Below are 16893 nucleotides of genomic sequence, written 5' to 3' on the forward strand. Positions count from 1 at the left end.
ACATTCGCGTAGAGCGGTGCAACGCCCGCCGGAATGAGCAGGCTTGCACACAGCGTCCTCGCTGAAATTTGTTTCTCAAAAGTAACTGGCGTTGACTTTTGGCACGCTGTTGAGTTCTCAAGGAACGAGGCGTTTTCCGCGCCGTTCTTCAGGGGTTTTGCCCGGACCGCGCCGGGCACAACGAAGAAGTTACACACCTCCGCGTCGGGGAGCAAATCGGCGCTGGTCACCCGGATGACGTACAGTCGACGAGTCGGATAGTGGTCTAGACCTCTTGGGATCCCAGCTGTCCGGATTGACATGATTTAGGCTGATCAGCGATGCGGGCCCGCGTGGCCCGCACGCGGGTTCTCCGCCACTCGACGAGGAGGCTCATCCATGACGACCGTCACGTCCCCGCTGGCCGGCGAGGCGATCGGGCTCGCGAACGTTCCCGACCCGGTCTTCTCCGGCGCGATGGTCGGTCCTGGCACGGCGATCAAGCCGGAGCCCGGTCCGGGGGAGGCGGTCTCCCCCGTCGACGGGTCCGTGGTCTCCCTGCACCCGCACGCCTTCGTCGTGCTCGACGACCAGGGCCACGGCGTGCTGACCCACCTCGGCATCGACACGGTCCAGCTCAACGGCGAGGGCTTTGACCTGCTCGTCGAGAAGGGCGACACCGTAAAGCGTGGTCAGCCCGTCATCCGGTGGAACCCCACCGCGGTCGAGGCGGCCGGCAAGTCGTCGATCTGTCCCGTCGTGGCGCTGGAGGCGACGGCCGACCAGCTGTCGGATGTGGCGGAGACGGGTCGGCTCGCGACGGGCGACACGCTCTTCACCTGGAAGTAGCGAAGCGGCACGCAGCCCTTCCACGCAGACTCAAAGCGGAGACCGGTGAGATGACACAGACCCTGCAGGGCGTCGGCGTGAGCCACGGCGTGGCGATCGGCCAGGTGCGGCACATGGGGACGGCGGTGCTGGAACCCGAGGCCAGGCAGATCCCCGCCGAGGACGGGCCGCGTGAGCGGGCGCGGGCCAAGCAGGCTGTCGACGCCGTGGCCGCCGATCTCCAGGCGCGCGGGAATCTCGCCGGTGGTGAGGCGCAGGCGGTTCTGGAGGCGCAGGCGTTGATGGCGCTGGACCCGGAGCTGATGGCGGACGTCGAGCGGCGGACCACCGTGGGCAGCTCGGCGGAGCGCGCCGTCTACGACGCCTTCGCCGCCTACCGGGCGCTGCTCGCGGCTGCCGGCGACTACCTGTCCGGACGCGTAGCGGACCTGGACGACGTGCGTAACCGCATCGTGGCGCGGCTGATGGGTGTGCCGATGCCGGGTGTGCCGGACAGCGACAGGCCCTACGTCCTGTTCGCGCGTGACCTGGCTCCGGCCGACACCGCGCTGCTGGATCCGACGCTCGTGCTGGGATTCGTGACCGAGGAGGGCGGGCCGACCAGTCACAGCGCGATCCTGGCCCGTGCGCTCGGCGTCCCGGCCGTGGTCGCGCTGCCCGGCGCGACCGGCACGGCCGAGGGGGTGCTGGTCGCGGTCGACGGCAGCACCGGCACCGTCATCGTGGAGCCGCCGCTTGCGACGCAGGAGGCGCTGCGGGCCGAGGCGGAGCAGCGGAAGGCCGCGCTGGCGGCGTCGACCGGCCCCGGCCGGACGTCGGACGGACATCGGGTGCCGCTGCTGGCGAACGTGGGCGGTCCGGCGGACGTGCCGGCGGCGGTCGAGGCGGGGGCCGAGGGCGTCGGTCTGTTCCGCACGGAGTTCCTCTTCCTGGACGACTCGAAGAAGGCGCCGTCGGAGGAGACTCAGGTCGAGGCATACCGCAGGGTGCTGGACGCGTTCCCGGAGGGCCGCGTGGTCGTGCGGGTGCTGGACGCGGGCGCGGACAAGCCGCTGGAGTTCCTGACCCCTGCCGACGAGCCGAACCCCGCGTTGGGCGTGCGCGGTCTGCGGACGCTGCTGGAGCACCCGGAGGTGCTGGCCTCGCAGCTGCGGGCGCTCGCCCGCGCGGCGGAGGGCCTACCGGTGCACCTGGAGGTCATGGCGCCGATGGTGGCCGACCGCCAGGACGCGAGGGCCTTCGCGGACGCGTGCCGGGGGGCGGGGCTGCAGGCGAAGTTCGGCGCGATGGTCGAGATCCCCTCGGCTGCGCTGCGGGCGCGCTCGATCCTGCAGGAGGTGGAGTTCCTCTCGCTGGGGACCAACGACCTGGCGCAGTACACCTTTGCGGCCGACCGCCAGGTGGGCGCGGTGGCACGGCTGCAGGATCCGTGGCAGCCGGCGCTGCTGGACCTGATCGCGATGGCGGCGGAGGCCGCGAAGGCGACGGGCAAGAGCTGCGGTGTCTGCGGCGAGGCGGCCGCGGATCCGGTGCTGGCGTGTGTGCTGACCGGTCTCGGTGCGACGAGCCTGTCGATGGGCGCGGCCTCGATCCCCTATGTGCGGGCGAAGCTGGCCAAGGTCACACTCGCGCAGTGCGAGCGCGCCGCGGCGGCCGCTCGCGCGACGGACAACGCGTCCGACGCGCGTGCGGCGGCGAACCAGGTGCTGTCCGGGGAGTGACCCCGGGACAAGGCGGATCCCATGGGTTACGCCCGGGTCGGGCCCTCGTCCTTCGGGACGGGGGCCTGCTTGGTCTTGGCCTCGGTGCTGACCACCAGGAAGACGCCCGCCACGACGACGGCGCCGCCGAGCGCGATGGACCAGGTGACGGGCTCGGAGAGGATCAGCCAGCCCAGCCCCACGGCGACGACCGGGTTGACGTAGGCGTAGGTGGCGACGAGGGACAGCGGGGCGTTCTGCAGCAGCCAGGCGAAGGCGCTGAAGGCGATGATCGAGCCGAAGACCACCAGGTAGGCGAGGGCGAGCCAGGAGCTGGTGCTGACCGCGCCCGGGTGCAGGTGCTCGTGCCGGATCAGGCCGAGCGCCAGGTCGCCGAGGCCGCCGGCGAGCATCTCGTACGAGCTGGCGGTGAAGGGGTTGGCCGGCATCGGCAGGCGGGAGGAGGCGAAGGACCCGATCGACCAGAGCATCGAGGCGGCCAGCACCAGGACGATCCCGGTGAGCCGGACGCTGCCGGAGCTGCCCGGGAGGGTCAGCACGGCGAGGCCGCAGAAGCCCAGCAGGACGCCTCCGAAGGTGGCGGCGCGCGGGCGGTCCCCGAACAGGGTGCGCAACACGATGACCCAGAGCGGGACGCTGGCGACGAGGAGCGCGGCGAGCCCGGAGGGGATGTGCGTCTCGGCGAGCACGACGAGCCCGTTGCCGCCGACCAGCAGGAGCAGCCCGACCAGCACGACGGTGGCGAGGCGGCGCGCGTCGATCTTCAGAGCCGAGGGGCCGGAGCGCCAGGCGACGATCCCGGCGAGGAGCAGGCCGGCGACCAGGAAGCGGATGGCGGCGGAGAGGAACGGCGGCATCGTCTCGACGGCGATGCGGATGGCGAGGTAGGTCGAGCCCCAGACCACGTAGACGATGGTGAGGCCGGTCCAGAGCATGGCCTGCGGTCGACGGGTGGACTGGCTCGAGGAGTGGGCGGGGGCGGCGGTGGCTCCGGTGCGGGTCGAGGCGGCGGCCGCGTCACGCGTCATGTGCGTACCTCTCTGACGGGTCTGTACACCGCATCGTGGCGCAAGGGAGCGTCCCTCCGCTACGGGTATGTCGTCGACGTCTCGCATCACAAGACAACTCTTCTCGATGTATGAGACGTGATCTAGCGTCGTGACTGGAGGTAGAGATGACCGATCATCAGAACCACTACACACACGGCTTCCACGCCTCGGTGCTGCGCTCGCACCGGTGGCGCACGGTGGAGAACTCAGCCGCCTATCTGCTGCCGGAGCTCAAGCCCGGCCTGACGCTGCTGGACGTGGGCTGCGGACCGGGCACGATCACGGCGGGCCTGGCCGACCGCGTGGGCGCCGGGCTGGTGACGGCGGTGGACAGCTCCGCGGCGGTGCTGGCACAGGCCGAGCAGGCCGTGCCGCAGTCGGCCGGGGTGCGCTTCCTGACGGCCGACGTGCACGCCCTGCGCTTCCCGGACGCGTCGTTCGACGTCGTCCACGCGCACCAGGTGCTGCAGCACGTCGCCGACCCCGTGCGGGCGCTGCGTGAGATGCGCCGCGTCTGCCGTCCCGGCGGTGTGATCGCCGTACGGGACTCGGACTACGCCGGCTTCACCTGGTTCCCGGCGCTGCCGGAGCTGGACGAGTGGAATGCGCTGTACCACCGCGTGGCGCGCGCGAACCGGGGCGAGCCGGACGCCGGGCGAATGCTGCGGGCGTGGGCGCTGGAGGCCGGCTTCGATGCCGCGCACATCGAGGCCTCCTCGTCGACGTGGTGCTTCGCGGCCGACGAGGACCGTGCGTGGTGGGGCGGCATGTGGGCGGAACGGATCGTCGCCTCCGGCATCGCCGAGCAGGCGGAGGCGGACGGCTTCGCCACCCGCGCGGATCTGGAACGGATCAGCGCGGGTTGGCGCGCATGGGCGGCGGACGAACGCGGCTGGCTCAGCGTGCTGCACGGCGAGCTGCTGTACCGGGCATAGCCCGGCAGGGGCGCGAGAAGCCACCGGCGTGGGGACGGTCCGCAACGTGCACGACCATCCGCACGCCGGTGGATTCCCGCTCAGTTCCTCGCGCCCCTGACAGGGCTCAGCTCTGGGCCTGGCGGTACTGCTCGAAGATGCGGAGGGCGTCGGGGTTGTCGACGGAGCCGGGGTTGACCGCCTTCTCCAGCGGCGTGCCGCCCAGAATCCGCTTGACCGGCACCTCGATGCGCTTGCCCGTCAGGGTATGCGGGAGGGCCGGCACCGCGATGATCTCGTCCGGGACGTGGCGCGGCGAGAGCTGGGTGCGCAGGGCGTCCCGCACCGCCGTGCGCAGTTCGTCGTCGAGTTCCGCGCCTTCGGCGAGAACGACGAAGAGCGGCATCCAGTAGCCGCCGTTCGGCTGCTCCAGTCCGATGACCAGGGATTCCTTGATCTGCGGCAGGCGCTCGACGACCTCGTAGATGTCGGACGAGCCCATCCGCACGCCCTGGCGGTTCAGCGTCGAGTCGGAGCGGCCGTGGATGACGACGCTGCCGCGGTCGGTGACGGTGATCCAGTCGCCGTGACGCCAGACCCCCGGGAACATCTCGAAGTAGCTCTCGCGGTAACGGACGCCCTCGGGGTCGTTCCAGAAGCCGATCGGCATGGACGGGATCGGCTTGGTGACGACCAGCTCGCCGACCTCGTCGACGACCGGCTTGCCGCTCGCGTCCCAGGCCTCGACGGCCGCGCCGAGGCTCGGTGCCTGGATCTCGCCGAGGTGGACCGGCAGCGTCGGTACGCCGCCGACGAAGCAGCTGCACACGTCCGTGCCGCCGCTGACGGAGGCGAGCCAGACGTCGGAGCTGATCTCGTCGTAGATCCAGCGGAAGCCGTCCGGGGGCAGCGGCGAGCCCGTGGTGCCGATCGCGCGCAGACGGGAGAGGTCGAGCTCGTCGCCCGGGTGCACGTCGGCCTTCTTGCAGGCCATCACATAGGCCGCGGAGGTGCCGTAGACGGTCACGCCGGTCGCGGCGGCGATGCGCCACTGCGCGTCCGTGGTGGGGTAACCGGGGCTGCCGTCGTAGGTGACGATGCTCGCGCCCACCAGGAGACCGGCGAGCAGGAAGTTCCACATCATCCAGCCGGTGGAGGTGAACCAGAAGAACCGGTCCTGCGGCCCGAGGTCGAGGTGGAGGCCCGCCTGCTTGAGGTGCTCGACGGTGATGCCGCCGTGGCTCTGCACGATCGCCTTCGGCAGGCCCGTGGTGCCGGAGGAGTACAGCACCCACAGCGGGTGGTCGAACGGCAGCTGCTCGAAGACCGGCACGGCCGGTGCGGAGGTCAGCGCCTCCCACTCCAGCGCGCCCTCCGGCGCGCCCGTGCCGAGCAGCGGGACGTGCACGACGTGGCGCAGCGACGGCAGCTCGCGGCGCAGCTCGGCGACGACCTCGGTGCGGTCGTGCTCCTTGCCGCCGTAGCGGTACCCGTCGACGGCGAAGAGCAGGACGGGCTCGAGCTGCTGGAACCGGTCCAGCACGCTGCGGGCGCCGAAGTCGGGCGCGCACGAGGTCCACACCGCGCCGACGGCGGCCGTCGCCAGCAGGGCGACGGCGGCCTGCGGCACGTTCGACACGTAGGCGGCCACCCGGTCGCCCGGACCGATGCCGAGGCCGCGCAGCTCTGCCGCGAGCGAGCCGACCTGGCGGCGCAGCTCGGACCAGGTGGTGACGCGCGGCTCGGAGCTGCCCTCGTCGACGTGCAGGATCGCCGGGGTGTCGGCGTTGTGCGGGTCCTCGCCGTGGCGCAGCACGTGCTGCGCGTAGTTCAGGCGGGCGCCCGGGAACCACTCGGCGCCCGGCATCGAGGTGTCACCGAGGACGGCGCTGGGGGTGGTGGTGAACCGGACGTCGAACCACTGGGTCAGGGCGCTCCAGAAGACGTCGAGGTGCTCGACGGACCAGCGGTGGAACTGCGCGTAGTCGGTCTCCGGCTTCCCGTCCGCCAGCGGCTTGGGCGCGCCGTAGTACTCGGCGGCGAAGCGGTGGAATGCGGCGAGCCGGGAAGCAGCCGCTCGTGCGGGGTCGGGCTGCCACAGAGGAGTGATCTCGTCGCTGCTCATGCGCTGTGCGTGCCTCCGAGCTCAGGCGCCCTGCACGCCGGTGGGCAGGGTGGGGAACGCCTGTGCAGAATCTGCCACGAAGGCGGGTCGGCACGCCAGGCAACCCGTGGTGTCTTTGCTCGTAAGCTGTGCTGCGCCGCCCGGCGGAGGCGGCCCGTGAGGGGGGACGCCCATGCTGTTCAAACACACGAACCGGTTGAACCATCTGCGCGAGCACGGCCGGTCGGCGGCCGCCGAGATCCTCTCGGTCAAGACGGTCGGCGGCGGCAACCACCTGCGCGCGATGTGGGCCACCGACGACGACCTGACGGCCTCGTGGATGGACTGCTGGATGCACCTCCGCGTGGTGCCGAGGAACCCCGGGGAACCGCCGTTCGAGGCCACGGTGCTCACCCGCATCCACACGCTCCCGCTCCAGGGCGGCTCCGTCCCCGTCTGGTACGACCCGGCGGACCACGCGAAGGTGGTCGTCGACTACGAGGCCGACGTCCAGGGGAAGATGCACGCCCTGGCGCACGCCGACCTGCTCGGTCACCGCTACGACCAGCGCCTCGGCATGGCCTGGACGCCGGTCGCGGGCGAGCTGCTGCCGGTCGCGGTGATGGTGCAGCGCGGCCGCGGCAAGGTGACGGCGAGCGGGCGCCTGGGCGCACTTTTCGGCGCGACCGCGGAGGCGGCGGTGGCCGCGGTACGCGGACGGGCGGCGCAGCTGCTCCCGCAGCTCGCGTCGGACTGGTTCGCCCACCACGACGTGACGGTGGAGGAGCCGTACGGGGACATTCCACGGCACGCGACGCCGGAGGACGCGGCCGGGGCCGGGCTCGCGATCGCGGCCGGGCTGGTCTCCGTGCTGGGTGGGCACCTGGTCCGGGCCGAGATGGCGCTCACCGGCGCGCTCACCGCCGACGGCGCGCTCCAGCCCGTCACGGGCTTCCCCGAGCGCGAGGACGCCGCGCGGAAGGGCTACGCCACGCACCTGGTCGCCCCGGCAGGCAACGGCTCCGACCCGGCGCACGCGCAGGCCCAGCAGCGCAAGGGCCTCGAGCTGCACTTCGCCCCCGACCTCGACACAGCCCTCCGAGCGGCTCTGGCCCGGCACGCCCTCAAGACCTTCGTCCCGCCGGCCTGACATCCCGTAGGCCCCTCTCCGGACCGCCCGGCGCCACCTGAGCGCCGCCGACGCGCCGGGCGAAGGCCGCGAGCACGCAAGCTCGACGCCCAACACCGGCCCACAGCCGGGCCGCCCGCGCGTTCAACCCGCCGGGGAGAGCGGGGGCGGCACACGACGCGAAGGCCGCGAGCACGGGCGCTCCATGTCCGCCGCCCCGGCCCGAGGCCGGGTCGCACATATCGGGCGGTCCCGCCCGTCGCCCCGCCTCGGCGAGGGACGACGGCGCCGCGCGAAGGCCGCGAGCACGGGAGGCCGGTGCCCGCCGCCCCGGCCGGGGGCCCGGTCGCATGGACGCCGTCCGTCAGCCTGCCTGGGCGAGAGCAGAGCACGGGCCGGGGAGGAAGGTCGCGTCGCCGGTGCGGGGGCCGTGGGAGGTGAGGAGGAGTGGCAGGGCGAGGGCTTCGCTGATCGCGCCGGCCCAGTGGGGTGGGCGTGTCAGGTGGGCGGGGTGGGCGCGGAGCAGGTGGTCGGTGAGGCGCTGGCGGCGGTCGAAGTCGCCCGGGGGTGCCGGGGTCAGGTCGCGGACCTCGCCGCCTGCGAAGTCGTAGGCGTCGCAGAGGCGGAGGCCGTGCGCGCGGGCGGGGGCGTCGAGGTGGGTGACGGCGAGGGCGTCGGCGCCCCCGGCTGCGCGGAGCGCGTAGCGGTGGGCCACGGCGTCGAAGTGGCCACGGCGGAAGCCGCCTTGCCAGGGGCCGCTCGCGTTGTGGGGTTCGGGGAGCACCGCGTCCAGCGCGGCGTCCTCCGTCACCAGGGGGCCGGGACCGTGGCGCGTGGTGTAGCTGCGGACCACGCCCAGCCGCAGCGCGTCGTCCGCCGCGCCCGACTCCGCCAGCAGCGTCCTCGCGTTGGCGAACGTGGTCGTGGACCACGTCGTGTACGGGTGGAAGCCGTGCCACTCGTCGAGCAGGACGCCCTGCGCGCCCTCGAAGACGACCCGCTCGCGTCGCAGCATGCGCGCCAGGTGCTCCTCGTCGGTGAAGCGGACCGCCTGCGCGAACGCGCGGTACGCGGTCAGGCAGTCCTCGACCGGCGGCCCCAGGTGGGCCGCGGGCAGCCCGAGTTGCCCGGCCAGCCGATCCCGCAACAGCGAGAGGAGGCCGGCCAGCCGCGCCGGGACCGCGCTGTCCCCGACGGTGGGCGCGTCCTCGGGGTGCGCCAGCGCGTACGCCGCGGTCTCGCCGATGCCCATGCCGCAGGAGCCGTGGCGACCGGAGCCGCGTGCCCGCTCGCGCTGGCGGTTCGCGGCGGCGTGGTACGGGGTGGTCAGCAGCGCGCGGCGGTCGACGGTCAGGGCGCCGAAGGGGTCGGGGTGGCCGATGTCGACGAGGTGGCGGGCCTCCGCGGCCAGCGCGAGCGGGTCGACGAGCACGAAGCGGGACAGGTGCGTGCGCACCCCGGGGACGAGACTGCCGGAGCCGAACTGCGCGAAGGTGTGGTGCCGTCCGTCGTCCGCGACCACGTTGTGGGCCGCCTGGGCGCCGCCGTTGAAGCGGACCACGGTGGTCGCGCCCATCGACCGGCACAGGCGGTCCACGGTGGCGCCTTTGCCGGCGTCGCCGAACCCGAGGTCGACGACGACGGCGTGCCGCTGACGGATGTTCACAGCCGGGTGTTTCCCGTGCTGTTGGATCCTGCGTCGCCGCCCTTTCCGTCGCGGGGCAGCAGGGAGACGCCGGAGACGGCGACCTGGCCGGTGCCGCGGGCCACCTCGGCCAGCGCCCGGCCGACGGTCGAACCCGCGCGGGAGCCGATGTCGGCGAGGTCCTCGATGCCCTCGTCGAGGTCGATCGCGCCCTCCGCGAGGCCGATGGCGACCGCGATGGTCTCGCAGACGGCGTCGAGGTCGTCGAGTTCGATGACGTTGTTGCCCAGCAGGGTGCGCCAACGGCCGAGCACCTGGTCGTTGCCGACGTAGGAGGATCCGGCGGGGAGGATGTAGTAGACGTCCCAGCGGCGCTTCAGCTCGTCGAGCAGCGCCGAAAGCGGGATGTCCTCCGTGGCGCGCTCGCCGAAGACCTCCCGCACCTGGGCCGCGGACACCTGCCCGTAGGGGAGTTCGTCGCCGATGATGAAGAGGTAGCCGCGGCGGCCGCGCTTCTCGTGGCAGTCGATGGCGGTGTGACGGGCCATCGCGTACATCGCGAGCTCGTAGGACTCACTCATCTGACCGCCGCCCCCGCCCTCGAGGAAGATGCAGCCGAGGTTGTCGTCCATCCGGTTGTCCGACTCGAACTGCCCGAGCTGGAGCGGCACCCGGTCGCAGGTGGCATCGCCGATCGCGCCGAAGAGGATCTGCGGGTCGCGGACATAGCCCTTGCGCAGCAGCAGGCCGAACAGTTCGGGGAGCTTGGTCTGCAGCACGCGCGGGACGGTTCCCATGGAGCCGGTGACGTCGAAGAGGACGGCGATGGCCTGGGAGTCCGGGTGCTCGTCGCTGTCGCGGCTCTCCCGGACGGCCAGCCCGAGCGGGTCGAGGTCCGGGTGGGCGCGCCAGTCGTGGCGCGGGCCGCGGCGGGCGCGGTCACTGTAGTCGAAGGCGCCGATGCCGTGCGCGGCACGGTAGTCGGCGGCGGCGGTGTAGACGTCGGTGTCCCAGCGTCCGCTTCCCATGGTGTTCTCCCCGTTGTGGATCGTGAAGTCGTGCGGGCCGCGGCGTGGTTCAGGCGGCGGGCAGGCGCAGTGGGCGGAAGGTGCGCGGGCCGTAGAGGCGTTCGAGCAGTTGGTCGAGTTCGGCGAGCAGCCGCCAGGCGTCGTGCGGACGGCGGGGCTCGGCCGGGAGCATGCATCCGGCCAGGAAGCTCCGCATCGGCGACGGCGCCTGGTCACCCATCAGTTCGGCGATGCAGGAGCTGGCGAGGTGGATGTCGGTGGCCTCGGTGACGGGCCGGCGCGCCGCCACCTCGGGCGGGTAGCGATCGCGGTGGCGTTCGACCAGGGCGGGCGCGGCGGCGGGCGCGCCGGTGGTGGCGTAGCACCAGTCGACCAGCACCAGGCCGTGCTCGCCGGGGTGGATCAGCACGTGCTCGGGCAGGACGGCCCCGTGGCGGACGCCGGTGCGGTGCGCATGGCCGAGGGCGACGAGCAGTCGGCGCCAGATCCAGGCGGCGTCGCGCGGGTCGAGACCGTGGGGGAAGGCGGTGCGGAGCTGGGCCAGGGTGAGGAAGCCGTCGAGCCGCAGCAGCGCGTTGACCCGGCGGGGCACGGCGGCCGGGTCGGCCGGGTCCACGTGGGTGAAGCTCTCCAGCAGCGTCGGGACGTAGCTGCGGAAGCGCGGTTGGCCGTGCCGGGCGAGCCAGGCGAGGGCGTGGGCCTCGCGTTCCATCAGGTCGTTGTCGGCCGGGGCGTAGGGGGTCTTCAGGACCGCGTCCAACGCGGGGCCGCTGCCCGTACGGGGGCGGCTGCAGGCGGCGCGGAGGGTGGCGACGTCGCCTGCGGCCAGCTCTTCGCCGACCCGGTAGGTGTGCCGGCGTGTCGTCAGTGTTCGTTCAGAAACGCCGTGTTGGGCGGCGCGCAGGCGGTTCAGGGCCGCGCAGGCGGCGGTGGCCTCGGCGCGGCGCCCTGGCGGCGCGGTGTCCGGGTGGAGCAGGCGGGCCAGGCGGCGGTAGCGGCGTGCGGCGGCGTCAGGCGCGGCGGAGGAACCGAAGAGCTCCTCCGCAGTGCCGACCGACGCGAGCGCGGCGAGCGCCTCGTCGAAGGTGCGGGGCCGGGGCGGGTCGGGTGGCCGACTCGCCGCCGCCCACCAGGGTGGTTCGCTCAACGGACTCCCTCCTCGCGGTCGGGGCGCAGCAGCGCCGGGTGCAGCAGCCGGGCGTCGCCGGCTCGGTAGAGCCGGGCCCGGGGTCCGCCGCGGGAGCCGCCCCGTTCGGCGGTCTCCCCCGTGCTCTCCACGAAGCCCGGCACAGAGAGCACCTTGCGGTGGAAGTTGCCGGGGTGGAGCTTCTCGCCCCAGATCTCCTCGTAGACCGCGCGCAGCTCCGGGACGGTGAACTCCGGTGCGAGGAAGGCCGTCGCCAGCGGGGTGTACTCCAGCTTGGCGCGGGCCCTCTCCAACCCGTCGGCGATGATCTGCGCGTGGTCGAAGGCGAGTTGCCGGTCGCCGGTCCCACCCCCGTGGAGACCGACGACCGGGGTCCATGCGGCGCGGGCGGCGTCGCCGCCCGCGCGCGGATCGGGCAGATCAGGAGCGAAGGCCAGGTAGGCCACCGAGACGACGGGCATCCTCGGGTCCCTCCGCGGCGCGCCGTACGAGCCGAGCTGCTCCAGGTGCACGCGGCGCAGCGCGCCGGCGCTCAGCCCCGTCTCCTCGGCGAGCTCCCGTGCGGCCGCCTCGTCCAGGTCCTCCTGCCCGGCTTTGACGAAGCCCCCCGGCAGCGCCCAGCAGCCCTGGAACGGCGGGGCGGCCCGCTCGACGAGCAGCACGTTGAGCCGACCCTGACGCATCGTCAGCACGACGATGTCGACGGTCAACGCGATCGCCGGGAACTCGCGCGGGTCGTAGGCGGCGAGAAACGCGGCCTCGTCGTCAGGACGCGCGGGCGGCCGGCTCATCGTCGCTCCGTTGCTGTCGTCAGGGTCTTCGTGGTCCTGTGCTAGTTGTTCTCAGATCGAGTATTTCTCAGGACGAGAACAACGTAGCGCATGCGTGTGCGATGCGCCAGCGCTTCCCGCCTACGCGCGGAGCGACGCCACGACGGCCAGTACTTCCTCCGTCAACTCAGGCCCCACGGGCCCGTGTTGGTACATCAGCCGGTACCACATGGCACCGAAGACCAGGTCCACGACCGTCGACACCGGGACCTTCCAGCCGTCCGCGCCCTGACGCTCCAGCACCTCCGCCAACAGCGCCCGCCGACCCGCGATGTAGCCGCGCAGCGTCTGCGACAGGCCGGGGTCGGCGAAGGCGTCCGACAGCACGCCCAGCAGCACGTCCGCCGTCGGGGCCTTGGCCGCCAGCGCGAAGGTGCGGTCCAGGAAGAGCCGCAGATCGGAGACGGGATCACCGGAGGGCGCGGGCGCGCCGACCGTCGCACCCAACTCGGCGAGCGCTTCGAGCAGGACCGCGCCGCGGGTGGGCCACCAACGGTAGACGGTCTGCCGGCCGACCCCGGCCTCCTCCGCGATGGCCTTCATGGTGAGCGCGGCGTATCCGTCGCGCACGCAGAGCGCCACCGCGGCGTCGAGGATCGCGCGGTGGGCGTCCGCGCTGCGCGGACGGCCGAGGGGCTTGCTGTTCATGCCGTGACTTTACAAGACACCATGTCTCGATACACAATCGAGGCACAGTGTCTCGTAAAGAGGCGCGAAGCAAGTGCGACGAAGAAGCAGAGTGGGGACGGACATGGCACACACGTCGGAGCGCGTCGTCATCCTCGGCGGCACCTCGGGAATCGGCCTCGCAACGGCGGACCTGCTGCTCGACCGGGGGTACGAGGTCGTCATCGCCGGTCGCAACCAGGAGCGTCTGACGCAGGCGTTCAAGACGCTGGACACGAAGAAGGCCGACCGCCCGGTCACGGGCAAGCCGGTGGACGCGACGGACGGTGAGCAGCTCGCCGCGTTCTTCGCCGAGGTGGGCGGGTTCGACCACCTCGTCGTCACGGTCACCAGGAACGGCGGGGTCACCTCGCTGGCGGACCTGGAGGCCGCCGAGGTGCGCAAGCACAGCGAGGGCAAGCTGCTGGCACACCTGCTCAGCGTCCAGGCCGCGCTCGGCACGCTGCGCGCGGACGGGTCGGTGACGCTGGTCGGCGCGGTCAGCTCCCAGCTGAGCTCTCCGGGACTGGTGGTGCTGGGGGCGATCAACTCGGCCGTGGAGTCGGCCTCGCGGACCCTCGCCGCCGAGCTGGCGCCGCGCCGGGTCAACGCGGTCTCCCCCGGAGTCATCGAGACCCCGTGGTGGGACTGGATCCCGGAGGAGGCCCGGGCCGACGCGCTCACCGGTGCGACGAGCGACACCGCGGTCGGCCGCCCCGGCCGCCCGGAGGAGGTCGCGCACGCGATCGCCTTCCTGGTCGAGAACGCCTACACCACGGGCGTGGTCCTGCCGGTCGACGGCGGGGCGCGGCTGAACGTGCAGCGCTGACGCGGGCGGCAGGCCCAGGCCGACGGCCTTCGGGGGCAGGCGGGGTCGACGGAGCCCGGGATACGGACGCGTCCCGGGCTCTGTCGGTGCACGGAGATAGGGTGAGCACGACGTCGACGGGGCGGGTCTGCCGGAACTTCGGGAGGCTCGCCCCCACGTCGTCCACCAGCCCTTTCGCGCCGCCCGGAGGCTCCTGTGACGTCCACTCGGATCCCGCTCGCCACTGCCCTGGCCGAGGGCCCGGTCGCGCTGGACGGCGGCATGTCCAACGAGCTGGCGGCCGACGGGCACGACCTCTCCGACGCCCTCTGGTCCGCGCGCCTGCTGCGCGACGCGCCGGAGGCCGTCGCCGCCGTGCACCGGCGCTACTTCGCGGCGGGCGCGCAGGTCGCGATCACAGCCAGCTACCAGGCCAGCTTCGAGGGCTTCGCGCGCGTGGGCGCGGACCGTGCGGAGGCGGAGGAGCTGCTGCGCCGCAGCGTCACCCTGGCTCGCGAGGCGGCGGAGGGCGCGGGCGCCCCGGCAGGCGCGGGGGCCGCGGCCGACCGCTGGGTGGCCGCCTCGGTCGGCCCCTACGGCGCGGTCCTCGCCGACGGCTCGGAGTACCGCGGGCGTTACGGGCTCTCCGCTGCGGCACTGCGCGCGTTCCACGCACCCCGGGCGGAGGTCCTGGCCTCGGCCGCGCCGGACGTGCTGGCGATCGAGACGATCCCGGACGTGGACGAGGCAGTCGCCGTGCTCGACGCGGTGGCGGGGCTCGACATACCCGTCTGGCTCTCCTACAGCGCGGCAGCCGGCCTCACCCGCGCCGGACAGCCGCTGGCGGAGGGCTTCGCCGTTGCCCGGGACAACCCCCAGGTGATCGCGGTCGGCGTCAACTGCCTGGCCCCGGAGGAGGCGGCCGACGCCGTCGCCCTGGCGGCGGAGGTCTCCGGCAAGCCGGTGGTCGTCTACCCCAACAGCGGCGAGGGCTGGGACGCGGCGGCCCGCACCTGGACAGGCCCGGCGACCTTCTCCCCCGCACGCGTCGCCTCCTGGCTCGACGCCGGCGCCCGCCTGCTGGGCGGCTGCTGCCGTGTCAGCGCGGATCAGATCGAGGCCCTGAGCAAGACGCTCTCCGCACGACGCTGAGCCGCACTCACCCTGCACATCGGCATCGCTTCGCGCACCTGGATAGTGCAACGTCCGCATCTGCCAGTAGCTTCTGGCAGACTCTGTCTCAGCAGAGCAGCGTCGACATTGTCGAACGACGTTTCCAACAGTAAGTGCGCGGAGGTACTTCGATGGCCGGGTCGATCCAGTCGCTCGAGCGCGCGGCAGCGATCCTGCGGCTGCTCGCCGGCGGCGAGCGGCGACTGGCGCTCTCCGATGTGGCGAACGCGCTCGGCCTGGCGAAGGGCACCGCCCACGGGATCCTGCGGACGCTGCAGCAGGAGGGCTTCGTCGAGCAGGACAAGGACTCGGGCAAGTACCAGCTCGGCGCGGAGCTCCTGCGCCTCGGCCAGAGCTACCTCGACGTCCACGAGCTGCGCGCCCGTGCGCTCGTCTGGGCCGACGACCTGGCCAGGGCGAGCGGGGAGACGGTCTACCTGGGCGTTCTGCACCAGCGCGGCGTGCTGATCGTGCATCACGTCTTCCGGCCTGACGACACCCGGCAGGTGCTGGAGGTCGGCAGCATGCAGCCGCTGCACAGCGCCGCGCTGGGCAAGGTGCTGACCGCGTTCGACCCGGTCGCCCGCGCGGAGCTGATGGAGAGCGAGCGCGAGGCCTTCACCCCGCACACCGTCACCGGCCTGGACGCCATCGACGCGGAGGCGGCGGTCGTCCGCGAGCGCGGCTGGGCCCAGGCGGTGGAGGAGACCTGGACGGGGGTGGCCTCGATCGCCGCACTGATCCAGGACCGGCGCCGCAACCCCGTGGGCGCGGTGGCGCTGAACGGGCCGGTGGAACGCGTCTGCACGACGGAGCCGAACGGAACGGCCGGACCGGTCCGGCCGGAGCTGGTGGTCTCGGTCCGCGAGGCGGCCCGTGCGATCTCCCGCGACCTGGGCGCCCCCCGCTTCTGATCCGCCTGTTTCCCGCCCGCAGAGGGCTACTTCTCGCTGCCGCACGGACGGCGCGGGCACGTCGGCCTGTTCGCCGGCGCCAATTCGCACCTTTTGCCTCCCCTACACAGCCTTGGACGCAGCCTTGACGCACGCCTTACAGCCCCCGTAGTTTTCGCACAGCGGTCGACAATGTCGAACGCGAGCCGCAAACCGCACCCTGGGAGTCGCCGTGTCCGACAGCCACATCTTCTTCGGAGAAGTCATCGGTACCGCCCTGTTGATCCTTCTCGGCGGCGGAGTGTGCGCCGCCGTGACGCTGAAGAGATCCAAGGCTGAAGGGGCCGGCTGGCTGGCCATCACCTTCGGCTGGGGCTTCGCCGTACTGGTGGCCGCCTACACCTCCGCCAGCCTGTCCGGCGCGCACCTCAACCCTGCCGTCACCATCGCGATAGCCGTCAAGACCGGCGAGTGGAGCCACGTCCCGCTCTACCTCCTCGGCCAGTTCGTCGGCGCGGCGCTCGGCGCGCTCCTGGTCTGGCTGACCTACCTGGGCCAGTTCAACCAGAACGACGAGCCGACCCTCGGCATCTTCGCCACCGGCCCGGAGATCAGGAACCCCGTCCAGAACCTGATCACCGAGGCGATCGGCACCACCGTGCTCTGCCTGCTGATCCTCACCCAGGGCCTCAACAAGGAGCTCGGCCTGTCCGGCATGGGCGTCCTGATCACCGCGCTCACCGTGGTCGGCATCGGCCTCTCCCTCGGCGGGCCGACCGGCTACGCGATCAACCCGTTCCGCGACCTCGCGCCGCGCCTGGTGCACTCCCTGCTGCCGATCCCGAAGAAGGGCCACTCCGACTGGGGTTACGCCTGGATCCCCGTCGTCGGCCCGGTCATCGGCGCGCTCGTCGCTGGTGGCATCTACAACGCGGCCTTCGCATAAGCCAGGCTTCCT

The 16893-nt window shown here is 72.6% G+C and carries 16 protein-coding genes; 8 read left to right on the plus strand and 8 right to left on the minus strand.

What is annotated here, in order from left to right; all coding sequences use genetic code 11:
* A partial coding sequence (locus TR49_RS45500) for a hypothetical protein (protein ID WP_236653350.1) occupies positions 1 to 230 on the minus strand: 230 nt, incomplete at its 3' end.
* Between the two features lie 148 nt (positions 231 to 378).
* On the opposite strand from TR49_RS45500, the gene TR49_RS13510 reads away from it, so the two are divergent.
* Both TR49_RS13510 and ptsP read left to right on the plus strand, forming a co-directional pair.
* The gene (locus tag TR49_RS13510; protein WP_042381329.1) at positions 379 to 828 is read left to right on the plus strand and encodes a PTS sugar transporter subunit IIA; all 450 of its coding nucleotides are present in this window, start codon (positions 379 to 381) and stop codon (positions 826 to 828) included.
* 50 nt (positions 829 to 878) lie between these two features.
* Positions 879 to 2549, plus strand: a complete 1671-nt coding sequence (ptsP, locus tag TR49_RS13515; RefSeq protein ID WP_042381330.1) for a phosphoenolpyruvate--protein phosphotransferase — start codon at positions 879 to 881, stop codon at positions 2547 to 2549.
* 26 nt (positions 2550 to 2575) lie between these two features.
* Here the strand turns inward: ptsP and TR49_RS13520 are convergent, their stop codons facing one another.
* Positions 2576 to 3577 carry an EamA family transporter gene (locus TR49_RS13520; RefSeq protein ID WP_042381331.1) on the minus strand — a complete coding sequence of 334 codons (1002 nt, stop codon included), beginning with the start codon at positions 3575 to 3577 and terminating at the stop codon, positions 2576 to 2578.
* A gap of 146 nt (positions 3578 to 3723) precedes the next feature.
* Here TR49_RS13520 and TR49_RS13525 point away from each other — a divergent pair, with 146 nt between their 5' ends.
* Entirely contained in the window at positions 3724 to 4533 is an 810-nt protein-coding gene (locus TR49_RS13525) for a methyltransferase domain-containing protein (RefSeq protein WP_042381333.1), read from the plus strand.
* Positions 4534 to 4639: 106 nt separating this feature from the next.
* Here TR49_RS13525 and TR49_RS13530 read toward each other — a convergent pair whose 3' ends face one another.
* Positions 4640 to 6637: an acetoacetate--CoA ligase gene (locus TR49_RS13530; protein WP_042381335.1), complete on the minus strand. Its 1998-nt coding sequence runs from the start codon at positions 6635 to 6637 to the stop codon at positions 4640 to 4642.
* A gap of 172 nt (positions 6638 to 6809) precedes the next feature.
* Here TR49_RS13530 and TR49_RS13535 point away from each other — a divergent pair, with 172 nt between their 5' ends.
* Complete coding sequence (locus TR49_RS13535; RefSeq protein ID WP_042381337.1) at positions 6810 to 7766, plus strand: S16 family serine protease; 957 nt, start codon at positions 6810 to 6812, stop codon at positions 7764 to 7766.
* A gap of 343 nt (positions 7767 to 8109) precedes the next feature.
* On the opposite strand, the gene TR49_RS13540 is transcribed toward TR49_RS13535, so the two are convergent.
* From TR49_RS13540 to TR49_RS13560, 5 genes are all read right to left on the minus strand, one after another.
* Complete coding sequence (locus TR49_RS13540) at positions 8110 to 9411, minus strand: adenylosuccinate synthetase (RefSeq protein WP_236653351.1); 1302 nt, start codon at positions 9409 to 9411, stop codon at positions 8110 to 8112.
* Positions 9408 to 10418: a hypothetical protein gene (locus TR49_RS13545; RefSeq protein ID WP_042381340.1), complete on the minus strand. Its 1011-nt coding sequence runs from the start codon at positions 10416 to 10418 to the stop codon at positions 9408 to 9410. Before TR49_RS13545 ends, TR49_RS13540 begins: the two co-directional genes overlap by 4 nt.
* 49 nt (positions 10419 to 10467) lie before the next feature.
* Positions 10468 to 11565: a BUD32 family EKC/KEOPS complex subunit gene (locus tag TR49_RS13550; RefSeq protein WP_042381341.1), complete on the minus strand. Its 1098-nt coding sequence runs from the start codon at positions 11563 to 11565 to the stop codon at positions 10468 to 10470.
* On the minus strand, positions 11562 to 12356 hold the full coding sequence (locus TR49_RS13555) for an NUDIX hydrolase (RefSeq protein ID WP_042381348.1): 795 nt from the start codon (positions 12354 to 12356) through the stop codon (positions 11562 to 11564). The genes TR49_RS13550 and TR49_RS13555 overlap by 4 nt, the downstream gene beginning before the upstream one ends.
* A gap of 120 nt (positions 12357 to 12476) precedes the next feature.
* On the minus strand, positions 12477 to 13043 hold the full coding sequence (locus tag TR49_RS13560) for a TetR/AcrR family transcriptional regulator (RefSeq protein ID WP_042381350.1): 567 nt from the start codon (positions 13041 to 13043) through the stop codon (positions 12477 to 12479).
* A gap of 103 nt (positions 13044 to 13146) precedes the next feature.
* Between TR49_RS13560 and TR49_RS13565 the strand changes: the two genes are divergently transcribed.
* From TR49_RS13565 to TR49_RS13580, 4 genes are all read left to right on the plus strand, one after another.
* Positions 13147 to 13890 carry an SDR family oxidoreductase gene (locus tag TR49_RS13565; RefSeq protein WP_042381352.1) on the plus strand — a complete coding sequence of 248 codons (744 nt, stop codon included), beginning with the start codon at positions 13147 to 13149 and terminating at the stop codon, positions 13888 to 13890.
* Between the two features lie 195 nt (positions 13891 to 14085).
* Positions 14086 to 15021: a homocysteine S-methyltransferase gene (gene mmuM / locus TR49_RS13570; RefSeq protein ID WP_084724877.1), complete on the plus strand. Its 936-nt coding sequence runs from the start codon at positions 14086 to 14088 to the stop codon at positions 15019 to 15021.
* A gap of 152 nt (positions 15022 to 15173) precedes the next feature.
* Entirely contained in the window at positions 15174 to 15956 is a 783-nt protein-coding gene (locus TR49_RS13575) for an IclR family transcriptional regulator (RefSeq protein WP_042381354.1), read from the plus strand.
* Between the two features lie 211 nt (positions 15957 to 16167).
* The gene (locus TR49_RS13580) at positions 16168 to 16881 is read left to right on the plus strand and encodes an MIP/aquaporin family protein (protein WP_042381355.1); all 714 of its coding nucleotides are present in this window, start codon (positions 16168 to 16170) and stop codon (positions 16879 to 16881) included.
* Positions 16882 to 16893 lie beyond the last annotated feature (12 nt).

This window comes from Streptacidiphilus melanogenes, from assembly GCF_000787835.1.
GTDB classification, from domain to species: Bacteria; Actinomycetota; Actinomycetes; order Streptomycetales; family Streptomycetaceae; genus Streptacidiphilus; species Streptacidiphilus melanogenes.